Origin of the sequence: Streptacidiphilus pinicola, from assembly GCF_003258295.1 — a bacterium.
Classification (GTDB): Bacteria; Actinomycetota; Actinomycetes; order Streptomycetales; family Streptomycetaceae; genus Streptacidiphilus; species Streptacidiphilus pinicola.
On sequence record NZ_QKYN01000161.1, the window covers coordinates 24637 to 46397 of the forward strand.

The 21761-nt window shown below is 70.3% G+C and carries 20 protein-coding genes and 1 tRNA gene; 10 read left to right on the top strand and 11 right to left on the bottom strand.

Annotated features, from left to right (window positions below):
* Positions 1-23: 23 nt before the first annotated feature.
* Together DN069_RS33025 and DN069_RS33030 are read right to left on the bottom strand one after the other, a co-directional pair.
* On the bottom strand, positions 24-1091 hold the full coding sequence (locus tag DN069_RS33025) for a glycoside hydrolase family 26 protein (RefSeq protein WP_165845743.1): 1068 nt from the start codon (positions 1089-1091) through the stop codon (positions 24-26).
* 160 nt (positions 1092-1251) lie between these two features.
* Positions 1252-1325 (bottom strand) — tRNA-Gly (locus DN069_RS33030).
* A gap of 213 nt (positions 1326-1538) precedes the next feature.
* On the opposite strand from DN069_RS33030, the gene DN069_RS42055 reads away from it, so the two are divergent.
* Together DN069_RS42055 and dcd are read left to right on the top strand one after the other, a co-directional pair.
* Positions 1539-1757: a hypothetical protein gene (locus DN069_RS42055; RefSeq protein WP_111506929.1), complete on the top strand. Its 219-nt coding sequence runs from the start codon at positions 1539-1541 to the stop codon at positions 1755-1757.
* Between the two features lie 144 nt (positions 1758-1901).
* Positions 1902-2477, top strand: a complete 576-nt coding sequence (gene dcd / locus DN069_RS33040; protein ID WP_111506930.1) for a dCTP deaminase — start codon at positions 1902-1904, stop codon at positions 2475-2477.
* A 6-nt stretch (positions 2478-2483) separates the two neighbouring features.
* Here the strand turns inward: dcd and DN069_RS33045 are convergent, their stop codons facing one another.
* The 5 genes from DN069_RS33045 to DN069_RS33065 all read right to left on the bottom strand — a co-directional run bounded on the left by DN069_RS33045 (position 2484) and on the right by DN069_RS33065 (position 8288).
* A complete protein-coding gene (locus DN069_RS33045; RefSeq protein ID WP_111506931.1) occupies positions 2484-3350 on the bottom strand; it encodes an alanyl-tRNA editing protein in 867 nt (288 codons plus the stop codon).
* 121 nt (positions 3351-3471) lie between these two features.
* Complete coding sequence (locus DN069_RS33050) at positions 3472-4281, bottom strand: Yip1 family protein (RefSeq protein WP_133260122.1); 810 nt, start codon at positions 4279-4281, stop codon at positions 3472-3474.
* A gap of 93 nt (positions 4282-4374) precedes the next feature.
* Positions 4375-5304 carry a LamG domain-containing protein gene (locus DN069_RS33055; protein WP_111506933.1) on the bottom strand — a complete coding sequence of 310 codons (930 nt, stop codon included), beginning with the start codon at positions 5302-5304 and terminating at the stop codon, positions 4375-4377.
* Positions 5305-5350: 46 nt separating this feature from the next.
* Complete coding sequence (locus tag DN069_RS40545; RefSeq protein ID WP_165845744.1) at positions 5351-5749, bottom strand: LamG domain-containing protein; 399 nt, start codon at positions 5747-5749, stop codon at positions 5351-5353.
* 340 nt (positions 5750-6089) lie between these two features.
* Complete coding sequence (locus DN069_RS33065) at positions 6090-8288, bottom strand: 4Fe-4S dicluster domain-containing protein (protein WP_111506935.1); 2199 nt, start codon at positions 8286-8288, stop codon at positions 6090-6092.
* A gap of 246 nt (positions 8289-8534) precedes the next feature.
* Between DN069_RS33065 and dnaK the strand changes: the two genes are divergently transcribed.
* The 6 genes from dnaK (at position 8535) to DN069_RS33095 (ending at position 14993) form a co-directional block, all read left to right on the top strand.
* Positions 8535-10388 carry a molecular chaperone DnaK gene (dnaK, locus tag DN069_RS33070; protein WP_111506936.1) on the top strand — a complete coding sequence of 618 codons (1854 nt, stop codon included), beginning with the start codon at positions 8535-8537 and terminating at the stop codon, positions 10386-10388.
* The gene (grpE, locus tag DN069_RS33075) at positions 10385-11071 is read left to right on the top strand and encodes a nucleotide exchange factor GrpE (RefSeq protein WP_111506937.1); all 687 of its coding nucleotides are present in this window, start codon (positions 10385-10387) and stop codon (positions 11069-11071) included. Before dnaK ends, grpE begins: the two co-directional genes overlap by 4 nt.
* 93 nt (positions 11072-11164) lie before the next feature.
* A complete protein-coding gene (dnaJ, locus tag DN069_RS33080) occupies positions 11165-12334 on the top strand; it encodes a molecular chaperone DnaJ (protein WP_111506938.1) in 1170 nt (389 codons plus the stop codon).
* A gap of 1 nt (position 12335) precedes the next feature.
* Positions 12336-12785 (top strand): heat shock protein transcriptional repressor HspR, encoded by a 450-nt coding sequence (locus DN069_RS33085; RefSeq protein ID WP_243640073.1) that lies wholly within the window; start codon positions 12336-12338, stop codon positions 12783-12785.
* Between the two features lie 459 nt (positions 12786-13244).
* Positions 13245-14264, top strand: coding sequence for a helix-turn-helix transcriptional regulator (locus DN069_RS33090; protein WP_111506939.1), 1020 nt, complete (start codon positions 13245-13247; stop codon positions 14262-14264).
* A 201-nt stretch (positions 14265-14465) separates the two neighbouring features.
* Positions 14466-14993 carry a hypothetical protein gene (locus DN069_RS33095; protein ID WP_133260123.1) on the top strand — a complete coding sequence of 176 codons (528 nt, stop codon included), beginning with the start codon at positions 14466-14468 and terminating at the stop codon, positions 14991-14993.
* A gap of 13 nt (positions 14994-15006) precedes the next feature.
* Here the strand turns inward: DN069_RS33095 and DN069_RS33100 are convergent, their stop codons facing one another.
* Positions 15007-16080, bottom strand: coding sequence for a TDT family transporter (locus tag DN069_RS33100; protein ID WP_111506941.1), 1074 nt, complete (start codon positions 16078-16080; stop codon positions 15007-15009).
* Positions 16081-16150: 70 nt separating this feature from the next.
* Here DN069_RS33100 and DN069_RS33105 point away from each other — a divergent pair, with 70 nt between their 5' ends.
* Complete coding sequence (locus DN069_RS33105; RefSeq protein ID WP_111506942.1) at positions 16151-17110, top strand: LysR family transcriptional regulator; 960 nt, start codon at positions 16151-16153, stop codon at positions 17108-17110.
* Here the strand turns inward: DN069_RS33105 and DN069_RS33110 are convergent.
* Both DN069_RS33110 and DN069_RS33115 read right to left on the bottom strand, forming a co-directional pair.
* Positions 17107-18390, bottom strand: coding sequence for an MFS transporter (locus DN069_RS33110; RefSeq protein ID WP_111506943.1), 1284 nt, complete (start codon positions 18388-18390; stop codon positions 17107-17109). The genes DN069_RS33105 and DN069_RS33110 overlap by 4 nt on opposite strands.
* 157 nt (positions 18391-18547) lie before the next feature.
* A complete protein-coding gene (locus tag DN069_RS33115) occupies positions 18548-19342 on the bottom strand; it encodes a carbon-nitrogen family hydrolase (RefSeq protein ID WP_111506944.1) in 795 nt (264 codons plus the stop codon).
* Between the two features lie 117 nt (positions 19343-19459).
* On the opposite strand from DN069_RS33115, the gene DN069_RS33120 reads away from it, so the two are divergent.
* Positions 19460-20287: a maleylpyruvate isomerase family mycothiol-dependent enzyme gene (locus tag DN069_RS33120; RefSeq protein ID WP_111506955.1), complete on the top strand. Its 828-nt coding sequence runs from the start codon at positions 19460-19462 to the stop codon at positions 20285-20287.
* 56 nt (positions 20288-20343) lie between these two features.
* Here DN069_RS33120 and DN069_RS33125 read toward each other — a convergent pair whose 3' ends face one another.
* Positions 20344-21741, bottom strand: a complete 1398-nt coding sequence (locus tag DN069_RS33125) for an MFS transporter (RefSeq protein WP_111506945.1) — start codon at positions 21739-21741, stop codon at positions 20344-20346.
* Between the last annotated feature and the right edge of the window lie 20 nt (positions 21742-21761).

Sequence of the window (21761 nt, forward strand, 5' to 3'; positions counted from 1 at the left end):
CACGGTGGGCCGTGCTGCCGTTCTCAGCCGCTCGCGGTGGGTGAGGGCGGCAGCACCGAGGCCACCGGCCAACGACGCAGCGTCAGTCCGGCCAGCCCCGACCGGAACGCGGTCTGGGTGGCCGGGTCGACGGTGAACCGGTAGTCGTGCCAGGCGCCTTCGGCGACGCTGTGCTGGAACCAGACGAAGCCGATCACCTGCGGATGCCGGTGCAGCCAGCTGAACAGACTGGCCGTCCACCCGGGCTGCTCGGCGCCCGGCTGGGCCCCGGTCTCGGCGATCAGGATCGGCTTCCGGGTGAGCTGCAACAGCTGCACCACCGTCGGGTCCAGCACCTCGCCCGCGGTCTTCTCCCCGAAGCCGTAAGCGTCGACGCCGACCATGTCCACGTAGTCCACGCCCGGGAAGTACGGCTCCACCGACTGCTCCGGCGTGCCCCGCACCGTGTTCGGGCTCCACAGCCAGATCGCGTTGGTGACCCCGGCGTTGGCGAACACGTCGTGCGCGTGGCGCCAGGCCTTCACGAAGTCGCCCGGCGCGTTCCCGCTGTTCTGCTCCGACCAGGGGTACCAGTTGCCGTTCATCTCGTGCGCGAAGCGGATGATGACGGGCAGTCCGACCGCTTTCACGGCGAGGGCGTACTGGGTGATGTAGCTGTCGAACGAGCCGTTCGCGATCCGCTTCAGCGCGTACTCGGGCTGGTCCGTCGCCTTCGACTGCGACGCGGGCTCCCAGGTCAGCAGCGGCACCGCGCCCTCGTCCCAACTCTCGCGCACCGCGTCGGGATCGAACGGCTCGGTCCAGTTGCGGAAGTACTCCAGGATCGTCGGATGCTGCCCGGCCGCGGCCACGACACTCGCCGTCTCCTGCGGCTGCGGCGAACCGACGGTGCTCACCCCGAAGTAGTCCCCGTCGGGGTTCAGCAACTGCGTCGTGGTTGGCACGTTCGGCGTCGGCGCCGCACTGGCCCGCCCCGTCGGCCTGACCCAACTCCCGGGCGCCCCCCGCCCCACCCCGTCCGCGGACTCCCCACAACCGGCCGCGCAGAGCACGAGCAGCAGCGCGAGCAGGGCTGCACGGGTGGTGCGCAAGAGAAAACCCCCAGGGAACTTCCGGTTCGCCGGGGAGTCTATCCGCCCGCACACACGAACGACCCGTACGCCTCACGAGTGGCCGGCCAAGGGCGCCAGGAGCCTGGGAACGACGAAGGCCCAGGGTGGGGATCATGTCCCTGACCTGGGCCTTTACCTGTGGAGCGGGCGACGAGAATCGAACTCGCGCTCTAAGCTTGGGAAGCTCATGTTCTACCATTAAACTACGCCCGCCTGATCACCCGTCAGAGACGGTCGATCCATTCTCACTCTACCCCATCGTGCGCCTCACGTGCAGCGGTGGTGTGCCCGTGCGGCGTGGGCGTACTGTGACGCGCGGATGGCCGGGGTAGGAGTCAGGGCCGGGGTCGGCGAGCCTGTGGGCGGTATGTCCGGAAGATCCCCTAATGTGGCAGGGCTGGCCTACGGCGTTGGGGAGAGGATGCAATGGAGCGCACTGTCGTCCGTTGTGCCGAAGGGCACCTGTTCAGCACCGGGAGTTTCCCGCTTCAGAATCTGCGACCCGCACGGATCGGCCCAGGCCGACTGATGCGGTGTCCTCAGTGCGCACGGCTGCGCAGCGCCGTGCCCGCGGATCTGGCGGTGCTGTCGACGGAGCAGATCACGCGGGCGCTGCGGCGGGAGGCTGCAGACTTCCTCGCGTAGCGCGGAAAAAGAGTGACCGAGCCTCGCGTAGCGCGGAAAAGAGTGACCGAGCCTCGCGTAGCGATCACGCACACGCAGGGTGGAAGTGGACGGACCCCCGCGCCGGATTGGGCGGGGGTCCTGCCATGCACGTAGTCTCGACCCGTGCTGCTCTCAGACAAGGACATCCGGAGCGAGATCGAGTCCGGTCGCGTGGTCATCGACCCGTTCGACCCGGAGATGATCCAGCCGTCCAGCATCGACGTGCGTCTCGACCGGTTCTTCCGGGTCTTCGAGAACCACAAGTACCCCCACATCGACCCGGCGGTCGAGCAGCCCGACCTGACCCGGCTCGTCGAGCCGGACGGGGACGACCCGTTCATCCTGCACCCGGGTGAGTTCGCGCTGGCCTCCACCTACGAGGTGGTGACCCTGCCGACGGACATCGCCTCCCGTCTGGAGGGCAAGTCCAGCCTCGGCCGGCTCGGCCTGCTGACGCACTCCACCGCCGGCTTCATCGACCCCGGGTTCAGCGGCCACGTGACGTTGGAGCTGTCGAACGTCGCCACGCTGCCGATCAAGCTCTACCCGGGCATGAAGATCGGCCAGTTGTGCATGTTCCGGCTGACCTCGCCGGCCGAGTTCCCGTACGGGTCCGAGCGCTACGGTTCGCGCTACCTCGGCCAGCGTGGTCCGACGCCTTCCCGGTCCTACCTGAACTTCCACCGGACCAAGATCTAGGACAACCTAGGCGCGCTTCGGCGTGGTGGTGACGGTCAGCTCGCTGCCGTCCTCGGACAGGCGCAGTTCCGCGCCGAGCGCGGCCAGCTCGCCGAGGTGGTGCAGGTGGGTGCCGCCGCAGAAGATCGAGGCGTGGCCCTCGGGCAGCTCCGCGTGCCACTCGCGGCGCGCGGTGAGCTCGGGGCCCGGGGCCTCGATGCGGACCGCGGAGTCCGCGGCGACCCAGGCGGCCAGGCGGGCGTTGACGGCGTCGGTGATCGCCGGGAGGTCCTCGGCCAGGCCGTCGGCCGTGAAGCCCTTCTTCCGCAGCGACTTGCCGATCCGGTAGACGTCGTAGCTCGCGGCGGCGTCCATCCGCGAGGTGTCCATCGCGAGCGAGTCGAAGTCCGGGTTGCCGTGCGAGTCGGCGCGGCCCGGGTCCTTGCGCCAGCGCGACGCCAGCGCCGCGTTGAGGGCCAGCGCCAGCAGGTGGCAGCCGGTGTGGGAGGCGCTCAGCGCCGCCCGGCGGTCGGCGTCGACGAGCAGCTCGACCTCCTCGCCCACCGCGACCGGCTCGGCGACCACGTGGACGACCAGCCAGGCCCACTCGGCGTCGCCGCGCCGCACGGGGATGTCCGCGCCGAGCGCGAACTCGCCCTCGGGGCCGACGGCGCCGGTGACGCAGTCGAGCACGGCCCGGCCGCCCAGCGTGCCGGTGTCGGCGGGCTGGTCGGGCCAGGTGTGGTCGAGCGGGTGGAACGGCGTGCGCTCGACGACGACGCCGTGGCGGCCGTCGGGCAGCGGCAGACAGGCCACGACCGCGGACCGGTCCGCGACGCCTCCGGCGGGGAAGGTCACCTGGGTGGAGACGGCGGGAAGGGACGGCGCGGTCATGAGCGGGCTCCGTTGCACGGTCGGGTGGGCACGGTCGGAACGACACGGTCGGGGTCGCCGCCGTGCGATCGAACGATCGAGGGTCTGCCGACCATTGAACAACAAACCGGGCAGCGCGGGCTCAGCCCAGGGTCGGCAGCTTGATCAGCACCAGCAGCATGATCAGCTGCAGCGCGCCGGCCGTCAGTGCCTTGCCCCACGGCAGGTCGTGCAACTGCCGCACCATCGCGGCCAGCAGCCAGGCGCACAGCGCCCAGGTCGCCCAGCCCAGCGTCTGCACCACCGCGTTGCCCGCCGGCAGGAACAGGGCCAGCACCAGACGCGGCGCGTCCGTCAGCCAGGAGATCAGCATGGCCAGGGTGACGGTCGGCGCGTAGGCGCCGTCGCCGCCGAGGCGGCGGGCCAGGGCGTGGGTGACCGAGCCGAGCATCAGCCCGCACAGCACGAAGCCGGCGGCGCTGCTCAGCAGGATGGTGAGGGCGATGGCGAAGGTCGAGTGCATCACCTGGTCGCTGGTGCTGCCGAAGGCCAGGCCGGCCACCAAGCCGTAGACCGCGGAGACGACCAGCGCCGGGCCCCAGGCGTGGTGGGTGCGCATCTGCGCGAAGGTGCGCGTGGGCTGCCGCAGGATGCCGCGCAGCAGCTCGCGCCACGGCAGCCGCTCGGAGCCGACCTGCGGGTGAGGCTGGCCCGCCCGGTAGACGGCGACGTGCTCGTCCCGGTCGTCACCCTCGCCGTAGCCGCCGCCGCGACCCGCCTGACCGTACGGGCCGTAGCCGTCGTAGCCCGCGGCGGGCATCTCCGGCACGGTGAACGCGCGGGTGTGACCGGGCTCGTCGGCCGGGTCGACCGCGACCGGGCGCGGAGCCGTGACCTGCTCGGCCTGCTGCCCCCGCGCTCCCCCGCCGAACTTCATTCCTCGTAGACGCACAACCCGACGGTACCCGCCCGTGCCACCCTCGAACGATCTTGTGATCACCCGGAACAGAGCTGTGACACGTGCGGAACGATCTCCCGGAGCGTCCTAGCTCACCAACCAGGAGTGCGCCGGGGCCACGCCCGACCTGTCGTGGACGGCGCCCGCCACCTGGGCCGCGGTCAGCGTCCTGGTCCAGATCTGGACGTGCGCGACGGCGCCGTCCCAGCTGTCCGTCCAGCCGTTCCGGTAGCGGGTCCGGCCCAGCTGCAGCGCGCCGCCGTTCTGCCAGATGCCCGCCGCGGGGCTGGTCCCCGCGAGCTTGCCGTCCACGTAGAGGGCGACGCTGTGGTGGACCGCGTCGTAGCTGCCGGTCAGGTGGACCCAGGTGTCGAGCTTCGCCTCGCCGCTGCTGTCGGCGGCGCGCACGTAGGAGTCGGAATTCCCGGCCCGCGTCTGGACCTTGAAGACCCAGCCGTGGTGGCCGGGCCAGTAGTCGCGGCCGAGTGCGAAGGCGTAGTAGCCGCCGTCGCCCTGACTGACCGCGATGGACCCGCCCTGGGGCTGCTTCAACAGCACCCAGGCGGAGACGGTGAAACCGTGGGCGGTGTCCACCACAGGTCCCGGGGCGGACGCGTAGCCGTTCGCGGAGCCGTCCAGCCAGAGCACCTTGCTGCCGTTGCCGGGACGCACCTGCGCACCGCTCCCGTACGTCAGCGACACCCCGCCGACGGAGTCGGCGAGGACGGCCGAGGCGGGGGAGGCGCTCGCCGACGCCGAGGGCGATGCCGCCGCCGAGCTGGAGGCGCCGGTCGGCGCCGGCGAGGACGACGCGGCGGGCGTGTTGCCGCCACCGCCGTCCACGACCTTCATGCCGACCCCACCGGCCACCGCGCCCAGCAGGAACGCCCCGCCGATCGCGCCGATCAGACGCACCCGGTTGCGGCGCTGCTCCTCGTCGTGCCGGTCCGCGAGCGCGTTCCAGTCCGGCTCGGGTGGACGGATCGGGGAGGGAGGTTGGTAGCCGCCGTAACTCATGCGGGCGAGCCTAACCACCCTCCCCGAACACCAGGACGGCGGCCGGTCAGGCGACCAGCCACGCGTGCGCGGCGCGGACCCGGCGCGGGCCGCCGTACTTCTTGATCTCCGCGATCTGAGCCGGGGTCAGCGCCTGGTTCCACACCTGGACGTGGCCGATCAGGCCGCTCCACGGGTTGTCCCAGGTGTTGGCCGCGCGCTGGCCGTCACGTGAGACGCCGAGCACCAGGCCGCCGGGGTTGGTGGTGACGTTCGGCGCGTAGTGCGAGGCCGCCAGGACGCCATCGACGTAGAGGTACGCGCGGTGGGCGGTCGGGTTCCAGATGCCGGTCAGCAGCGCCCAGGTGTTCGACGCGTGGAACCGGGCCGGGGCGTAGGCGGTGTACTGACCGCCCACCTGGCCGTCGACCTTGAAGCTCCACAGCGCCGGACCGCCGGGGTGCACGCGGAGACGGTGAAGGCGTGCTTGATGTTCACCGCCGCCGTGGCCGACTGGGCGGTGGCGTAGGCGCCCGGGTGCGTGTTCAGCACCCAGCCGCCCTTGATGTGCGCGATGGCGCCCTTCGGGCCGCTGACGGTCAGCCGCAGGTGTCCGGTGGCGTCGGCGAGCTCGGTTCGGGTGGCCCGGAACGGTCGGGCCACCGCTGTGCGGCGCCGGTGGTGGCGCCGGCCGTGGCGGACGCCGAGGGAGCCACGGCGGCCACGCCGCCGGCCAGGGCTGCCAAACGCTGACGGCCCACCAGATCCCGGGATCCGGTGGGCCGTCGGGGCGTTCAGGCGCAGGCTCAGGACGAGACCGGCTCCGGCTCCTCGGCCGGGGCCTCCGGCGCGGCCGGGTCGGCCTTGACCGACTCCAGCAGCAGCTGGGCGACGTCCACGACGCGCAGCGACTCCTTGGCCGCGCCCTCGTTCTTCTTGCCGTTGACCGAGTCGGAGAGCATCACCAGGCAGAACGGGCAGGCGGTGGAGACGATGTCGGGGTTGAGCGACAGCGCCTCGTCCACGCGCTCGGTGTTGATGCGCTTGCCGATCCGCTCCTCCATCCACATCCGCGCGCCACCGGCGCCGCAGCAGAAGCCCCGCTCCTTGTGGCGGTGCATCTCCTCGTTGCGGAGCCCGGGGACCTTCTCGATGATCTCGCGCGGCGGCGTGTAGACCTTGTTGTGGCGGCCCAGGTAGCACGGGTCGTGGTAGGTGATCAGACCCTCGACCGGGTTGACCGGCAGCAGCTTGCCCTCGTCGATCAGGTGCTGCAGCAGCTGGGTGTGGTGGATGACCTCGAAGTGGCCGCCCAGCTGCGGGTACTCGTTGGCGAGGGTGTTGAAGCAGTGCGGGCAGGTGGCGACGATCCGCTTGACCGGAGCATCCTCCAGGGCCGCGTTCAGCGTCTCGACGTTCTGCGCGCCGAGCATCTGGAACAGGAACTCGTTGCCCAGGCGGCGCGGGGAGTCACCGGTGCAGGTCTCCTCCTTGCCGAGGATCGCGAACTTGACGCCCGCGGTGTGCAGCAGCTCGGCGAAGGCCTTGGTGGTCTTCTTGGCCCGGTCCTCGAGGGCGCCGGCGCAGCCGACCCAGTACAGGTACTCGACCTCGGCGGGCTCGATGTCCTCACCGATGATCGGCACCTCGATGCCGGTCTCCTTCTTGAGCTCCTTGACCCAGTCCAGGCGTGCCTTGGTGGCCAGACCCCACGGGTTGCCCTTGTTCTCCAGGTTCTTGAGCATCGTCCCGGCCTCGGTCGGGAAGTTGCTCTCGATCATCACCTGGTAGCGGCGCATGTCGACGATGTGGTCGATGTGCTCGATGTCCACCGGGCACTGCTCGACGCAGGCGCCGCAGGTGGTGCAGGACCACAGCACGTCCGGGTCGATGACGCCGCCCTCTTCGGCGGTGCCGATCAGCGGGCGCTCGGCCTCGGCAGCGGCGGCGGCCGGGACGTCGGACTTGTCCTCGCCGGCGAGCAGGTACGGGGCCTTGTTGTAGGCGTGGTCCCGCAGGCTCATGATCAGCAGCTTGGGCGACAGCGGCTTGCCGGTGTTCCAGGCCGGGCACTGCGACTGGCAGCGACCGCACTCGGTGCAGGTGGAGAAGTCGAGGATGCCCTTCCAGGAGAACTCCTCGACCTGGGAGACACCGAAGACGGCGTCGTCCGCCGGGTCCTCGAAGTCGATCGGCTGACCACCGGAGTGCATCGGCAGCAGCGCGCCGAGCGCGACCTCGCCCTTGGCGTTGCGCTTGAACCAGATGTTCGGGAAGGCGAGGAAGCGGTGCCAGGCCACGCCCATGTCGGTCTTGAGCGAGACCGTGATCATCCAGATGAAGGAGGTCGCGATCTTGATCATCGCGAAGAGGTAGGTCAGGTTCTGCAGCGTGGAGACGCTGAGGCCCTTGAGCGCGGCGACCAGCGGGTAGGTGAGGAAGTACTCGGCCTGGTAGTGGTCCACGTGGTGCAGCGCACCCTCCAGGGAGTGGAGGGTGTAGATGCAGAGGCCGATGATCAGGATGACGGTCTCGACGAAGTACGCCTGGCCGAAGTTGGAGCCCGCGAACCGGGACTTGCGGCCCGGACGGCGCGGGTGGCTCAGCTGCCGGATCACGATCAGCGTCAGGATGCCCAGCGTCGTCATCACGCCGATGAAGTCGACGAACGCGCCGTAGATCTGCCAGTCCCCGATGACCGGCAGCAGCCAGTCGGCCTGGAAGAGCTGACCGAAGGCGTTGACGATGGTCAGGAACAGCGTGAAGAAGCCGACCGCCACGAACCAGTGGGCGAAGCCGACGATGCCCCACTTGTTCATGCGCGTGTGACCGAAGAACTCGCGGGCGACGGTGACCGTGCGGTCCTTCCAGTCGTTGGTGCGCGAGCCGGCGGGCACGTTCTGACCGAGCCGGACGAAGCCGTAGATCACAAGGAACGCGCGCGCGAAGAGCGCCACGCCGACCACGGCCAGGACCAGCGACACGATGATCGCGGCGATTTGCATGCGGGCTCCTCAAAGGACCACGGAGCGACAACTACCCAGCAGTAACTTATCTCAGTTCAAGCTGAGCGTAGCGATTCACGTACCCAATCCCCAGTCGAACCAGAGGTGACATAGCGCACCACCGCCCATGCGGCGTAGGGGCGACATAAAGTTGAGCCAGCCTCGCTCATGTCTGTTGACGAACGCCGAGGCTTCGGGCACTCTTGAGTCTGTTCAGCTCAACTTCCTCTCTTGGAGGGTTCCACGATGGCTCGTGCGGTCGGAATCGACCTCGGTACGACGAACTCTGTCGTCAGCGTCCTCGAAGGCGGTGAGCCCACCGTCATCACCAACGCCGAGGGCGCCCGGACCACACCGTCCGTCGTCGCCTTCGCGAAGAACGGCGAGGTTCTCGTCGGCGAGGTCGCCAAGCGACAGGCGGTCACCAACGTTGACCGCACCATCCGGTCCGTGAAGCGCCACATGGGCACCGACTGGAAGATCAACCTCGACGGCAAGGACTTCACGCCGCAGCAGATCTCGGCCTTCGTGCTGCAGAAGCTGAAGCGCGACGCCGAGTCCTACCTGGGCGAGAAGGTCACCGACGCGGTCATCACCGTGCCGGCCTACTTCAACGACTCCGAGCGTCAGGCGACGAAGGAGGCCGGTGAGATCGCGGGCCTCAACGTCCTGCGCATCGTCAACGAGCCGACCGCCGCCGCCCTGGCCTACGGTCTCGACAAGGACGACCAGACCATTCTGGTCTTCGACCTCGGTGGTGGCACCTTCGACGTGTCGCTGCTGGAGATCGGCGACGGCGTCGTCGAGGTCAAGGCGACCAACGGTGACAACCACCTCGGTGGTGACGACTGGGACCAGCGCGTCGTCGACCACCTGGTCAAGCAGTTCCAGAACGGCCACGGCGTCGACCTGTCCAAGGACAAGATGGCGCTGCAGCGTCTGCGCGAGGCGGCCGAGAAGGCCAAGATCGAGCTCTCCTCCTCCAGCGAGACCACGATCAACCTGCCCTACATCACGGCCTCCGCCGAGGGCCCGCTGCACCTGGACGAGAAGCTCTCCCGCTCCCAGTTCCAGCAGCTGACCTCGGACCTGCTGGACCGCTGCAAGACCCCGTTCCACAACGTCATCAAGGACGCCGGCATCGCGCTGTCCGAGATCGACCACGTGGTCATGGTCGGTGGCTCCACCCGTATGCCGGCCGTCGCCGAGCTCGTCCGCGAGCTGACCGGCGGCAAGGAGCCCAACAAGGGCGTCAACCCGGACGAGGTCGTCGCCATCGGCGCGTCCCTCCAGGCCGGTGTCCTCAAGGGCGAGGTCAAGGACGTCCTGCTGCTCGACGTCACCCCGCTGTCCCTCGGCATCGAGACCAAGGGCGGCATCATGACCAAGCTGATCGAGCGCAACACCACGATCCCGACCAAGCGCTCCGAGATCTTCACCACGGCCGAGGACAACCAGCCGTCCGTGCAGATCCAGGTCTACCAGGGCGAGCGCGAGATCGCGGCGTACAACAAGAAGCTCGGCATGTTCGAGCTGACCGGTCTGCCGCCGGCGCCGCGCGGCGTCCCGCAGATCGAGGTCACCTTCGACATCGACGCCAACGGCATCATGCACGTCTCCGCCAAGGACCTCGGTACCGGCAAGGAGCAGCGCATGGCCGTCACCGGCGGCTCGGCCCTCCCCAAGGAGGACATCGAGCGGATGATGCGCGAGGCCGAGCAGTTCGCGGAGGACGACCACCGTCGCCGCGAGTCCGCGGAGACCCGCAACACCGCCGAGCAGCTCGTCTACACGACCGAGAAGTTCATCAAGGACAACGAGGACAAGGTCCCCGGCGACATCAAGGACGAGGTCAACGCGGCCGTCGTCGACCTGAAGGACAAGCTGAAGGGTGAGGACAGCGCGGCCATCCGCGAGGCCTCCGAGAAGCTGTCCACCGTCTCCCAGAAGCTCGGCCAGGCGCTCTACGCCCAGGCCGGCGAGGCTTCGGCCGCGGCCGGCGGCCCGCAGGACGCGCCGCACGCCGACGCCCACGTCGAGGACGACGTCGTGGACGCCGAGATCGTCGACGACGAGAAGCGCGAGGGCGGTGCCAAGTGACGGAAGAGACGCGGGGCACTGCTGAGGAGCCCGGCGCCGCTTCCGGCAAGGCCGCCAAGGGTCGCGGCGCGGCGGGCACCAAGCCCGCCGCGGCCGCGGCCGCGGCGGAGGAGACGGAGGCGGGCACCGAGTCCGTCGCCGACCTGCGCAAGCAGCTGGCCGAGCGCACCGCTGACCTGCAGCGGCTCCAGGCGGAGTACCAGAACTACCGCAAGCGCGTCGAGCGCGACCGGGTGACGGTCCGTGAGATCGCCGTCGCGGCGATCCTGGAGAACCTCCTCCCGGTGCTCGACGACATCGGCCGCGCCCGCGACCACGACGAGCTGACGGGTGGCTTCAAGTCCGTCGGCGAGTCGCTGGAGACGGTCGTCGCCAAGCTGGGCCTGCAGCAGTTCGGCAAGCAGGGGGAGGTCTTCGACCCCCAGCTGCACGAAGCACTGATGCACAGCTACTCGCCGGACGTCGAGGAGACGACCTGCGTGCAGATCCTCCAGCCTGGGTACAAGATCGGCGACCGGATCATCCGCCCCGCGCGGGTGGCCGTCGCCGAGCCGGAGCCGGGCGGCTCCTCCGTCCCGGAGGGTGCCAAGGAGGAGAAGGACGCAACGGCAGACGACTCCGAGGACGCCAAGGGTGCGAAGAGCGCCAAGGGCTCCAAGGACGAGAGTGCCGCCGAGAAGTAACCGACCGGGGCCGACCGCGAGCACGCAGGAGCGGGCCTCGCGGCCGGCCCCTGGTCGTACGATCACGATCAGCAGTGGTGAGGAGGGAGCGCGTTGAGCGGCAAGGACTACGTGGAGAAGGACTACTACAAGATCCTGGGCGTGCCCAAGGACGCCTCCACCGCTGAGATCAAGAAGGCCTACCGCAAGCTGGCCCGGGAGAACCACCCGGACGCCAACAAGGGCGACAAGGCCGCCGAGGAGCGCTTCAAGGAGATCTCCGAGGCGAATGACGTCCTGTCGGACCCCAAGCGCCGCAAGGACTACGACGAGGCGCGCGCCCTCTTCGCCAACGGCGGTTTCCGCCCCGGTGGCGCGGGCGGCGGTTTCAACTTCGACCTGGGCGACCTCTTCGGCGGCAGCGCCGGCCAGACCTCTCAGGGCGGCGGCTTCGGCGGCGGCGTGGGCGACCTGTTCGGCGGCCTCTTCGGCGGCCGCGGCCGGGGCACCACCACGCAGCCGCGGCGCGGCGCGGACGTGGAGTCTGCGGTCACGCTGAGCTTCGTCGAGGCGGTCGAGGGCGCGACGGTCCCGATCCGGATGACCAGTCAGGCCGCGTGCAAGGCCTGCGCGGGCACCGGCGCGAAGGCGGGCACCACCCCGCGCGTCTGTCCCACCTGCGTCGGCACCGGCTACGTCAGCCGCGGCCAGGGCAACTTCGCGCTCAGCGAGCCCTGCCGGGACTGCAAGGGCCGCGGCCTGCTGGTCGACGACCCGTGCGAGGTCTGCCACGGCAGCGGCCGCGCGACGTCCGCCCGGACGATGCAGGTCCGTATCCCCGCCGGCGTCGGCGAGGACCAGCGCATTCGGCTCAAGGGCAAGGGCGCGCAGGGCGAACGCGGCGGCCCCGCGGGCGACCTGTACGTCACGGTCCACGTCACCCCGCACCCGGTCTTCGGCCGGCGCGGTGACAATCTGACGGTGACCGTGCCGGTCTCCTTCCCCGAGGCGGCGTTGGGCGGCACCATCAAGGTGCCGACGCTCGGCGGTTCGCCGGTCACCATGAAGCTCCCCGCCGGCACGTCCAACGGCCTGACCATGCGGGCCCGCGGCAAGGGCGCGGTGCGCAAGGACGGCACGCGTGGAGACCTGCTGGTGACGGTCGAGGTGGCGGTCCCTCCGAAGACGGAGGGGGAGGCCAAGGCGGCTCTGGAGAAGTACCGCGACGCGACCTCCGCGGAGGACCCGCGGGCGGCGTTGTTCAAGGCAGCGGAGGAGGCGTGAGATGGCAGGCATGACGGACGGTCCGGGCGGCGGCCCCCGCAGGGTGGCCTACCAGCTGACGGAGTACACCCCGGTCTACGTCATCTCCGTCGCGGCTGAGCTGAGCGGGCTGCACCCGCAGACCCTGCGTCAGTACGACCGCCTCGGCCTCGTCTCCCCCGACCGCACGGCCGGCCGCGGCCGGCGGTACTCGGCCCGGGACATCGAGCAGCTGCGCGAGGTCCAGCGCCTCTCCCAGGAGGAGGGCATCAACCTGGCGGGCATCAAGCGCATCATCGAGCTGGAGAACCAGGTCACCGCGCTCCAGGCCCGCGTCGCCGAACTCCAGGGCGCCGCGGAGGCGGCCGCCGCCGCGGTCCACGCCTCCTACCGCCGCGACCTGGTCCCGTACCAGCAGAGCTCCGCCCTGGTCGTCTGGCGCCCCAAGCCCCGTCCGGACGGCTCGCGCTGAGGCCGGTCCGAGCCGAGCGCCCGATGGGCATGCGAAACCGAGGGACCGTGTCCGGGGAGGCACGGTCCCTCGGTTTTCTGCAGACCCCGGTCGTCGAGGAGGATCGACCGGGGAGATTCAGCGCTGTGCGGCGACCGCGATGGAGTGGCCGGCACCCCACGAGCTGTCAGCGGGAGCCGGGCCGGAGGTCATGAGCAGTGCCACGACGGCAACTCCTCCAGCGAGAGCGGCCCTCCACAACATACGGTGCGATGTGCGCATTGAGCCTTCCCTCTCTCTAGGGGATCGAACAGCGAAGTATGCAGGAAGCGATCCAGTGGTGGTCAGCCGCCGACCGGAGGGCGACCATCCACCACAATGGGGTACGGATCTGGCACGAGTCAGTGTTCGATAGTGGCAACAAGTGACCAGACCTGAAGTGGCCACAGGATGAAACCGGATAAGGCAGGCAAAACTCCGATGACGAGCCCGCAACTGCCCACTGCTCTGACCGCAGAAGCAGTCACCGTCTACCGGCGCGCCCTGGTGGACGGGGAGTTCATCTGGGACAGCGCCGCCGAGGTGACCGGCCTGGACAAGGAAGGCCTCGCCAAGTGTCGCGACGAACTGGTCGCCCACTTCCTGCTTCAGTCGGAACCGAACGGCGACTCACGCCTTCGACCGGTGAGCCCGGAGTTCGCCGCCGCCAAGCTGGCCGAGCCGTTCGAGGACGCCATCCGCGCCGCACGGTCGGCCGTGGACACCACGCGGGAACGCCTTTTGCAGCTGATGCCCGCCTATCTCGGTCGGACCGTATCAGGGCCTGTGCCCGGCGGTCTGGAGATCGTCGCGGACCCCGCCGAGGTCCAGCTGATGATCAACAATGCCGTCTCCAAGTGCACCCGTGACTTCATGACCGTACAACCGGGCGGTCGACGCAACCCCGACCAGCTGGAGAGTTCCCTCCCGCTCGACCTGACGATCGCGCGGCGCGGTGTCCGCTTCCGGATGATCTACCAACACACCACCCGCACCCAGCTGAGCATGCGGTCGTACGTGAGCGCAATGGTCGAGGCGGGAGCGGAGATTCGCACGGCCGACCAACTGCCCGACATTCTCTTCATCGTCGACCGCGAGATCGCGTTCATTCCGAAGAGAACCCACCCGGACCAGAAGCCGGGAGCCCTCGTCGTCCGCGAGCCGGTGCTCATCTCTTTCCTGTGCGCGCTCTTCGAGCAGTTCTGGATCACCTCCACGCCGTTCATCGACGAGGGTCCCGGTTACCAGAACGCGTCCGACGACCTCAAGCGGTCGGTGCTGGAACTCCTGGCGCAGGGCCTCAAGGACGAGGTGGTGGCTCGCAGACTCGGGATGTCGGTGCGCACCTGCCGCCGGCACATCGCCGCCCTGATGCAGGAGCTCGGCGCCGAGAGCAGATTCGAGGCCGGAGTGCGGGCTGCTCAGCTCGGGCTGCTCAAGCGCGAGGGTCTGGAAGGCTGACGCCCTCTCGTGCCACCGCGCGGCAGTTTGATGTCACCGGGCGCCGCTGGACGCTCACGTGTTCTCCCCAGCACCATCGAAGCATCCCCCCAAGGGTCGCCGGCGCCGGCACCTGATCCCCCGTATGACCGACCGACACCCATCCCGCAACGTACGGGAGTTGTCGTTGTGCGGTCAACCATGTCGATGGAGCCCATCGTGATGACCGAGCTGTCCGACGCGGAACTCGCGGCAGACGCACGCCGCACCATGCGCGTCTTCCTCGCCGCCCCGTCTCTGCGCCTCACCGGTCCTGCCGACGGCGTCTTCAGTCTGGCGCTGCGCGGTCGGATATCCGCCCTGCGCGAGGCCCTGCTCGACGCCGGCGTGAGCGTCTTCAGCACGCACCACGACGACGTGTGGACCACCCGCGGTGTGGGCGTCGGTCTCCGGGTCCCCTCCGCGTTCCGCGCGATGCAGTCGGCCGACCTGGCGATCGCCTACGTCGGCTCGCCGCTGTCCGCCGGGGTCGGCATGGAACTGGGCTGGGCCACCGCGCTGCGCAAGCCGGTCGTGCTGCTCGTCGACAAGGCCGTCGCCCACAGCCCGATGATCTCCACGCTGGAGGAGGTCTCCCCGGTGCTGCCGCTGGAGTTCGACACCTCCTGGACCGACTCCCAGCTGCGCCACACCATCATCACCGCGCTCGACTGGGCCGACACCTCGGTTACCTACCCCGAGGCGTCCTGACCCCTCGGCGCGTTCAGCTCCGCACGAAGGCCGGCAGGGAACGGGCCGTGCGCACCGCCGCCACGGCCCAGGCCGACACCAGCAGCCCGAACAGCGCCACCGAGATCACCGCGAACGCGGCCAGCCCGGTGCGGGCGTAGAGGCCGGCCGCGCCGGTGACGCAGGTGCCGACCGGGAAGGTGTAGGCCCACCAGGTCATCGCGAACGGCATGCCCTTGCGCAGTCCGCGCACCGTCGCCGCGCCCGCGACCGCCAGCCACAGCAGCGCGAAGCCGAACACCGGCACGCCGTAGAGCAGGGCGAAGCCGCCGAAGACGGCCGGGCCGTGAGCCGCGAACTGGGTCGCGGCGGTCACGGACTGCCCGAGCGGGCCCAGCACCAGGAAGAGCGTGGGGATCAGGGCGGGCGGCAGCGGACCCTCGTGGGCGAGCCGGGCGAAGAGCGACGGCAGCAGCACCAGCACCGAGATCAGGCTCAGGCCGAACATGGCCACACACGCCAGCAGCATCGTCTGCTGCGGCTGCCCGGCCGGCAGATGGGGGATCAGCGCCGGCCCGAGCGCGGCGGAGACCATCGGCGCGACCACGGGCAGCAGCCAGGTGGGCGCGGCGTCGGCGCGGGCGACGTCGTAGTGCGTCACGAGCTTGAACATCACCGTCCCGGCCGCCCAGAGCCCGTAGAGGGTCCCCAGGGTCCACAGCACGGCGTCCAGGGCCACCGCGTTCCCCGCACCCAGCAGCGGCTCGCCCGCGCCCAGCGCGCCGAAGCCGACGGCCAGCAGCGCCATCGGCGGGCAGCCCAGGAAGACGGCGACGGACGGGTCGTCCAGCGGACGGACCCGGGCGTGGTGCAGCCGGCCCGCCAGCCGGATCCCGCCCAGCGCCAGCAGCCCGGCGAAGCCCAGCGCCCAGAACACCTCCGCGAACTGCGCCGGCACTCCGCCGGGCAGGACGTGCGCGCCGTTGGCGACGATCGCCGTGCCCATCACGGCCGCGTACCAGTTCGGCCCGAAGCGGCCGGCGGCCTCGATGACGGGGTGGTCGGTGAACCGCCTGGTGAGCGGGGTGGGGAGCACGGTGGTAGCCATGTCTCCAGCCTCGGTCCGCGCCGTTCGTGCCGGTAGGGACCAATCTTCGATCGGGGCATAAGCTGGATCTATGAGCTCGTCCCCGGCGCCCCTCTCCTCCCACGTGCCCGAGCTCGGCGGGCTGGAGCTGCTGCTCGCGGTCGTGCGACTGGGCAGTCTTGGCCGCGCCGCCGCGGAGGTCGGGATCACCCAGCCCGCCGCCTCGGCACGCATCGCGGCGATGGAGCGTCAGATCGGCGTCACCCTCCTGGAGCGCTCACCGCGAGGATCGCGGCCCACGGAAGCGGGCGCGCTCGTCGCCGAGTGGGCGGCGCAGGTGGTCAGCGCCGCCCAGGCGCTCGACGCCGGGATCGCCGCGCTACGGGAGCGCCGTGACGCCCGCCTGCGGGTGTCCGCGAGCCTGACCGTCGCCGAGTACCTGATGCCGGGCTGGCTGCTGGCCCTGCACGCCGCGCTCCCCGGCACCGCCGTGACGCTGCGCGCCGCGAACTCCACCGAGGTCGCCGCCCAGGTCCTGGACGGCGAGGCGGACCTCGGCTTCGTCGAGGGCATGCGGATCCCGTCCGGGCTGGACACCACAGTGATCGCGAGGGACCGGCTGGTGCTCGTGGTCGCCCCCACCCACCGCTGGGCGCGCCGCCGGGCGCCTGTGCCGCCCTCGGAGGTCGCCGCGACGCGGCTGGTCCTGCGGGAGCAGGGCAGTGGCACCCGCGAGGTGTTGGACGCGGCACTCGCGTCCGCGGGTGGCCTCGCCGAACCGTTGCTCACACTCGCGTCGACGACCGCCCTGAAAGCCGCGGCGACCACGGGAGCCGGCCCGGCCGTGCTGAGTGAACTCGCCGTGGCCGACGACCTGGCCGCAGGCCGCCTGGTGGCCGTTCCGGTCACCGGCCTCGACCTGGAACGACCCCTTCGGGCGGTCTGGCCCATGGGCGCGAAGCCCAAAGGCCCTGCTCGCGAACTCCTCGCCCTCATCCGCACCAAGCGCGGCCCGCGGCCCGAGCAGCGCGACCGGACCCGGCCGTCCTAGGTCTCCGGGATGTCCCGCCACCGGCGCAGCGGCGAGGCCAGCAGCCAAGGGCCGGTGGCGGCGAGGCAGCACGCGGCAACCCACAGTGCGGTGTGCAGGCCGAGCCAAGCGCCGAGCACGCCGCCCAGGAGTGCCCCCAGCGGCATCGTGCTCCACACCACCCAACGGATGCCGGCGTTGACGCGACCGAGCAGCTCCTTCGGGATGATCGACTGGCGGTAGGCCATCTGCGCGGTCTGATAGACGGCGCCGCCGGCATTGAAGACTGCCCAGCCGAGCGAGTAGAGGATCAGCCCGAAACCGGAAGAGGCCAGCGGCATCAGCAGCGCGAACGGAGCACAGACGATCAACGCCAGCCACATCACCCGTGCGTTGCCCACCCTGGCGGTCACGGGGCGTGCGACCAGGCTGCCTGCGAAGCCGCCCAGCACTCCGGTGCCGAGCACCACACCGGCCACGGGAGCGGACGTATGCAGGCCGCGCACCAGGTAGACGACCTCCAGGCTGCCGATGGCGATGATGCCGAGGTTGGCGGTCGCGGTGCAGCAGGTGATGGCACGCAGCACCGGATTGCCCCAGGCGTAGCGCAGGCCCTCCGTCATGGCCGCACGGAAGCTGACCGGAACGGCCTTGGCCCGGTCCGCTTCGGATCCGGCGTCCGGGGTGCGCATCAGCAGTAGGGTGGCAGTCGCGATCACGTAGGAGACGGAGTCGACCGCGACAGCCCGCGCCGCCGTGAGTACACCGGCCAACAGGGCACCCAGAGCCGGTCCGGCCGCATCGGAGGCCGTCTCGGTGGAGTTGAGTTTCGCGTTACCGTCCACGAGCTGTTCGCGCGTCAGCACGCTGGGGAGATAGCTGATATTGGCGATGCTGTAGAAAACGGTGACGCTCCCGACCAGAGCCGTGACCAGGTAGAGCTGCCAAAGGTGTACGTGTCCGAAGAAAGCCACGGCCGGCACGGATCCCATGGCCAGCGCACACAGAATCTGACACCAGATCATCAGCCTGCGCTTGCGGACCCGATCGACCACGACGCCGGCCGGAAGCGTGAACAGCGCCGCCGGAAGTCTGCGGGCCAGGCTGAGCATGGCGATCTGGAAGGTGGTCGCACCCAGGTTCTGGACAGCCATCAGCGGGATGAGCAGAGTTGACACGGCCGAGCCGAGGTCGCTTGCCGCCCCGCCGCTCCAGAGCAGCAGGAAGTCCCTGTCGCGCCACAGCGATGAGCGCGCCTGTGAGGGGAGAGGCGTCGTTGTCGACGCTGTTTTGTCAGGCACTCATCATAATTACCGCATAGTTGGTCGCGGGCCAACCAAAATGGGGTATGAGCGCGCGTCATCATGGTCGCTTTACGGAGCCATCACCAGATCTGCCACCACGGGCATCGGTGACATCTTCCTGCCACTCGCACGTTTACCGTTTCCGGCCACTGACTCACCACTTCTGACGGTCCCGCAGCACCGGGAACTCGGCGCGGGTTCGCGCGACGACCGCCGGGTCGAACTCGACCGTCAGCACCTCCTCCGTACTGCCGGACTCACCGCCGTTCGCCTCGCCGAGGACCGTGCCCCACGGGTCCACCACGACGCTGAGACCCGCCTGCGGGACGCCCCCGTGGGTGCCCGCGGTGTTGCAGGCGAAGACCAGCGCCTGCTCCTCCACCGCGCGGGCGCGGGCCAGCAGGGACCAGTGGCCGGCGCGGCGGGCCGGCCAGGCCGAGGGGAGGACGAAGAGCTCCGCGCCCTGGTCGAGCACCGCCCGGAACAGCTCAGGGAAACGCAGGTCGTAACAGGTCGCCAGGCCCATCCGCCCGAAGGGCGTGTCCACCACGCAGAGCTCCTGGCCCGCCGCCATCAACGCGGCCTCGCCGCTGTCGAAGCCGAAGCGGTGGATCTTGCGGTACCAGGCGTGCAGCTCGCCGTCGGGCGCGAAGAGCAGCGAGGTGTTGCAGAGCGGCCCCTCCGGGTCGCGCTCCACGATCGAGCCGGCGTGCAGCCAGACGCCCGCGTCGCGGGCGGCCGCGGACATCACCTCGGCGGTGGGGCCCTCCAACGACTCCGCGCCGTCCGCCCACGCCTCGTAGGCGAAGCCGCCCAGCGGCCACAGCTCCGGCAGCACCACGAGGTCGGCGACCCCGCGCTGGGCGCGGACCAACTCCGCGATCCGGGCCCGGCGTTCGTCCGCCGACTCGCGCTCGTTGACATCGATCTGGACAAGAGAAGCGCGCACGGTACCACCCGTTTCGTCAAGAGCCCTACGATCGACACCGGAAAGCGCTGCCTGGGCACTCCAGGCAGCGTAACGTGCCGATAGCGCAGTTGGCTGCTCCGCCGAGGGGTCGTGAACGTGACCGACAAGCAGACCGTCCAGGCGTACGCCGATGCTTGGACCCAGTCCATCGAGGCCATATCCGAGCTGGTCGCCCCGCTCCCCGAGGGAGCGTGGAACCGACCCACCGAATGCCCGGGGTGGTCCGTGCGGGACGTCGTCTCGCACATCATCGCCATGGAGTCCGAACTCCTGGGCGATCCACGCCCCATCCACACGCTGCCACGCGATCTGCGGCACGTCGTGGACGAGTTCAGCCGCCACTGCGAGGTGCCGGTGGACAAGCGGCGCTGCCACACCGCGGTGGAGATGGCCTCGGAGCTTGAGTACACCGTGATCCGCCGGGGCCGTGCCCTGCGGAGCACCCGGTACGAGCCGCTGGACGAGGTCCGCTGGCCGATGGGCCCCTACAGCCGGGACGTCCCCTACCACCAGCTGCTGCGCACGCGCGTCTTCGACGTGTGGACCCACGAGCAGGACATCCGGCGGGCCCTGGCCCGCCCCGGCAACCTGGACTCCCCGGCGGCCGCGATCACGCGCGACTACCTGATCGAGATGCTCCCGCGCGCCGTGGCCAAACTGGCCGGCGCCCCGTCGGGCTCCACGGCGGTCTTCGACGTCCACGGCGAGCAGGAGTTCATGCGCACGGTCCACGTGGACGTCGACGGCCGCGGCCGGGTGGACGGCGAGGTGCTGTTGGTCCCCTCGGTCCGCCTCAGCATGGACTGGGAGACCTTCTCCCGCCTCGCCTGCGGCCGCGTCCCCGCGCACGCCGCGGAGGCGAAACTCGAGGGCGACGAGTCCCTTGGCCACCGCATCCTGGACAACTTCGCCGTCACGCCCTGACCACCTCAGGGGCGCGGGGACGCCGGCAACCGGCTCGCGCCCCTGGGTAGGTGCACCTACCGGCGGGAGCGTGCGCGAGGAACCGACGTCCCGATGATCTCGCGCTCGCGCGCGAGCGCGCGCTTGCGGAGGCGGAGGATCTGGAGGAGGCCGAAGGCCATCGGCAGGTAGAGCATGGCGAAGGCCGCGCGGAAGCCGGAGGCGGTGTAGTCGGTGCCGCCGCCTGGGGTGTTGAGGTCCAGGACGAGGCCGATCAGGAAGAGGGCCAGGACCGCGGCGATGAAGCCGCCCATGTTGACGATGCCGGAGGCCGTCCCGACCCGCTCCGGCGGGTTGACCGGGCGGGCGTAGTCGAGGCCGATGAGGGACGCGGGCCCGTTGCTGCCCATGACGACCGCCAGGGCGATCAGCAGCCACATCGGGACGTGGCCGGCCGACGGCCAGGTCAGGACCGCGGCCCAGACCCCGCCCGTGGTGGCGACGACGGCGAAGACGGTCGGTGTCCGCCAGGACGGTCGGCGGGACATCAGCTGGCCGAAGAGGACCGCGAAGCCCATGCCGGCGACGATCACCAGGCTGAGCAGCGCGCCGGCGAGGGCGCGCGACAGGTGCTGGCCGGACATGAGGAACGGCATGCCCCACAGCAGCAGGAAACTTGAGGCCGGGAACGCCGTGGTGAAGTGGACCCACATGCCCAGCCGTGTACCGGGCTCCCGCCAGGACGAGCGGATCTGGTCGCGCAGCGAGAAGCCGGGGGCGGGCGGCGGGGCGTCGGGGACGCGTGCGCCCCGGCGCACGAACAGCGGCTCGCGCCGCGCGCTGTCCGGCGTCTCACGCAGGACCAGGACGACGAGCGCCAGCACGCCGAAGCCGAGCAGCGCGGTGGTGCCGAAGGTCGCCGTCCAGCCGGCGCTGTGCAGGACCTGGGAGAGCACCATCGTCGAGACGAGGTTGCCGATCGTGCCGACCAGGCCGGTCAGCTGGGCGATGAAGGGGTTGCGGAAGAGCGGGAACCAGCGCGAGCCGATCCGCAGCACGCTGACGAACGTCATCGCGTCGCCGCAGCCGAGCACGCCGCGCGCGAGCAGCGCCGGGGTGAAGGAGGTCGCGAGCGCGAAACCGAGCTGGCCTGCGGTGAGCAGTACGAGGCCCGCGCTGAGGATCCGGCGCGGGCCATGACGGTCGACCAGCAGGCCGACCGGGATCTGCATCCCGGCGTAGACCAGGACCTGCAGGATGGAGAAGGTGGACAGCGCGGAGGCGTTGATGCCGAACCGCGCCGCCGCGTCCACCCCGGCGACGCCGAGGCTGGTGCGGTGGACGACCGCGAGGACGTAGACCGTGACGCCGATGCCCCAGGCCAGCCACGCGCCCCTGCCGCCCGGCGGCTCCCGCCGCACCTGGGCAGGGGCGAGGGGAGTCTCGGCGGCGCTGGTGGCGGGATCGACAGGCATGGTGCCGTCATCCTAATTGG

Coding starts and splice junctions, on each gene's coding strand:
- DN069_RS33090 (WP_111506939.1), top strand. CDS start 13,245: ATGACGAGCCCGCAACTGCCCACTGCTCTGACCGCAGAAGCAGTCACC.
- DN069_RS33125 (WP_111506945.1), bottom strand. CDS start 21,741: ATGCCTGTCGATCCCGCCACCAGCGCCGCCGAGACTCCCCTCGCCCCT.
- DN069_RS33105 (WP_111506942.1), top strand. CDS start 16,151: ATGAGCTCGTCCCCGGCGCCCCTCTCCTCCCACGTGCCCGAGCTCGGC.
- DN069_RS33055 (WP_111506933.1), bottom strand. CDS start 5,304: ATGAGTTACGGCGGCTACCAACCTCCCTCCCCGATCCGTCCACCCGAG.
- DN069_RS33085 (WP_243640073.1), top strand. CDS start 12,336: ATGGCAGGCATGACGGACGGTCCGGGCGGCGGCCCCCGCAGGGTGGCC.
- DN069_RS33065 (WP_111506935.1), bottom strand. CDS start 8,288: ATGCAAATCGCCGCGATCATCGTGTCGCTGGTCCTGGCCGTGGTCGGC.
- DN069_RS33095 (WP_133260123.1), top strand. CDS start 14,466: ATGACCGAGCTGTCCGACGCGGAACTCGCGGCAGACGCACGCCGCACC.
- dnaK (WP_111506936.1), top strand. CDS start 8,535: ATGGCTCGTGCGGTCGGAATCGACCTCGGTACGACGAACTCTGTCGTC.
- DN069_RS42055 (WP_111506929.1), top strand. CDS start 1,539: ATGGAGCGCACTGTCGTCCGTTGTGCCGAAGGGCACCTGTTCAGCACC.
- DN069_RS33100 (WP_111506941.1), bottom strand. CDS start 16,080: ATGGCTACCACCGTGCTCCCCACCCCGCTCACCAGGCGGTTCACCGAC.
- DN069_RS33045 (WP_111506931.1), bottom strand. CDS start 3,350: ATGACCGCGCCGTCCCTTCCCGCCGTCTCCACCCAGGTGACCTTCCCC.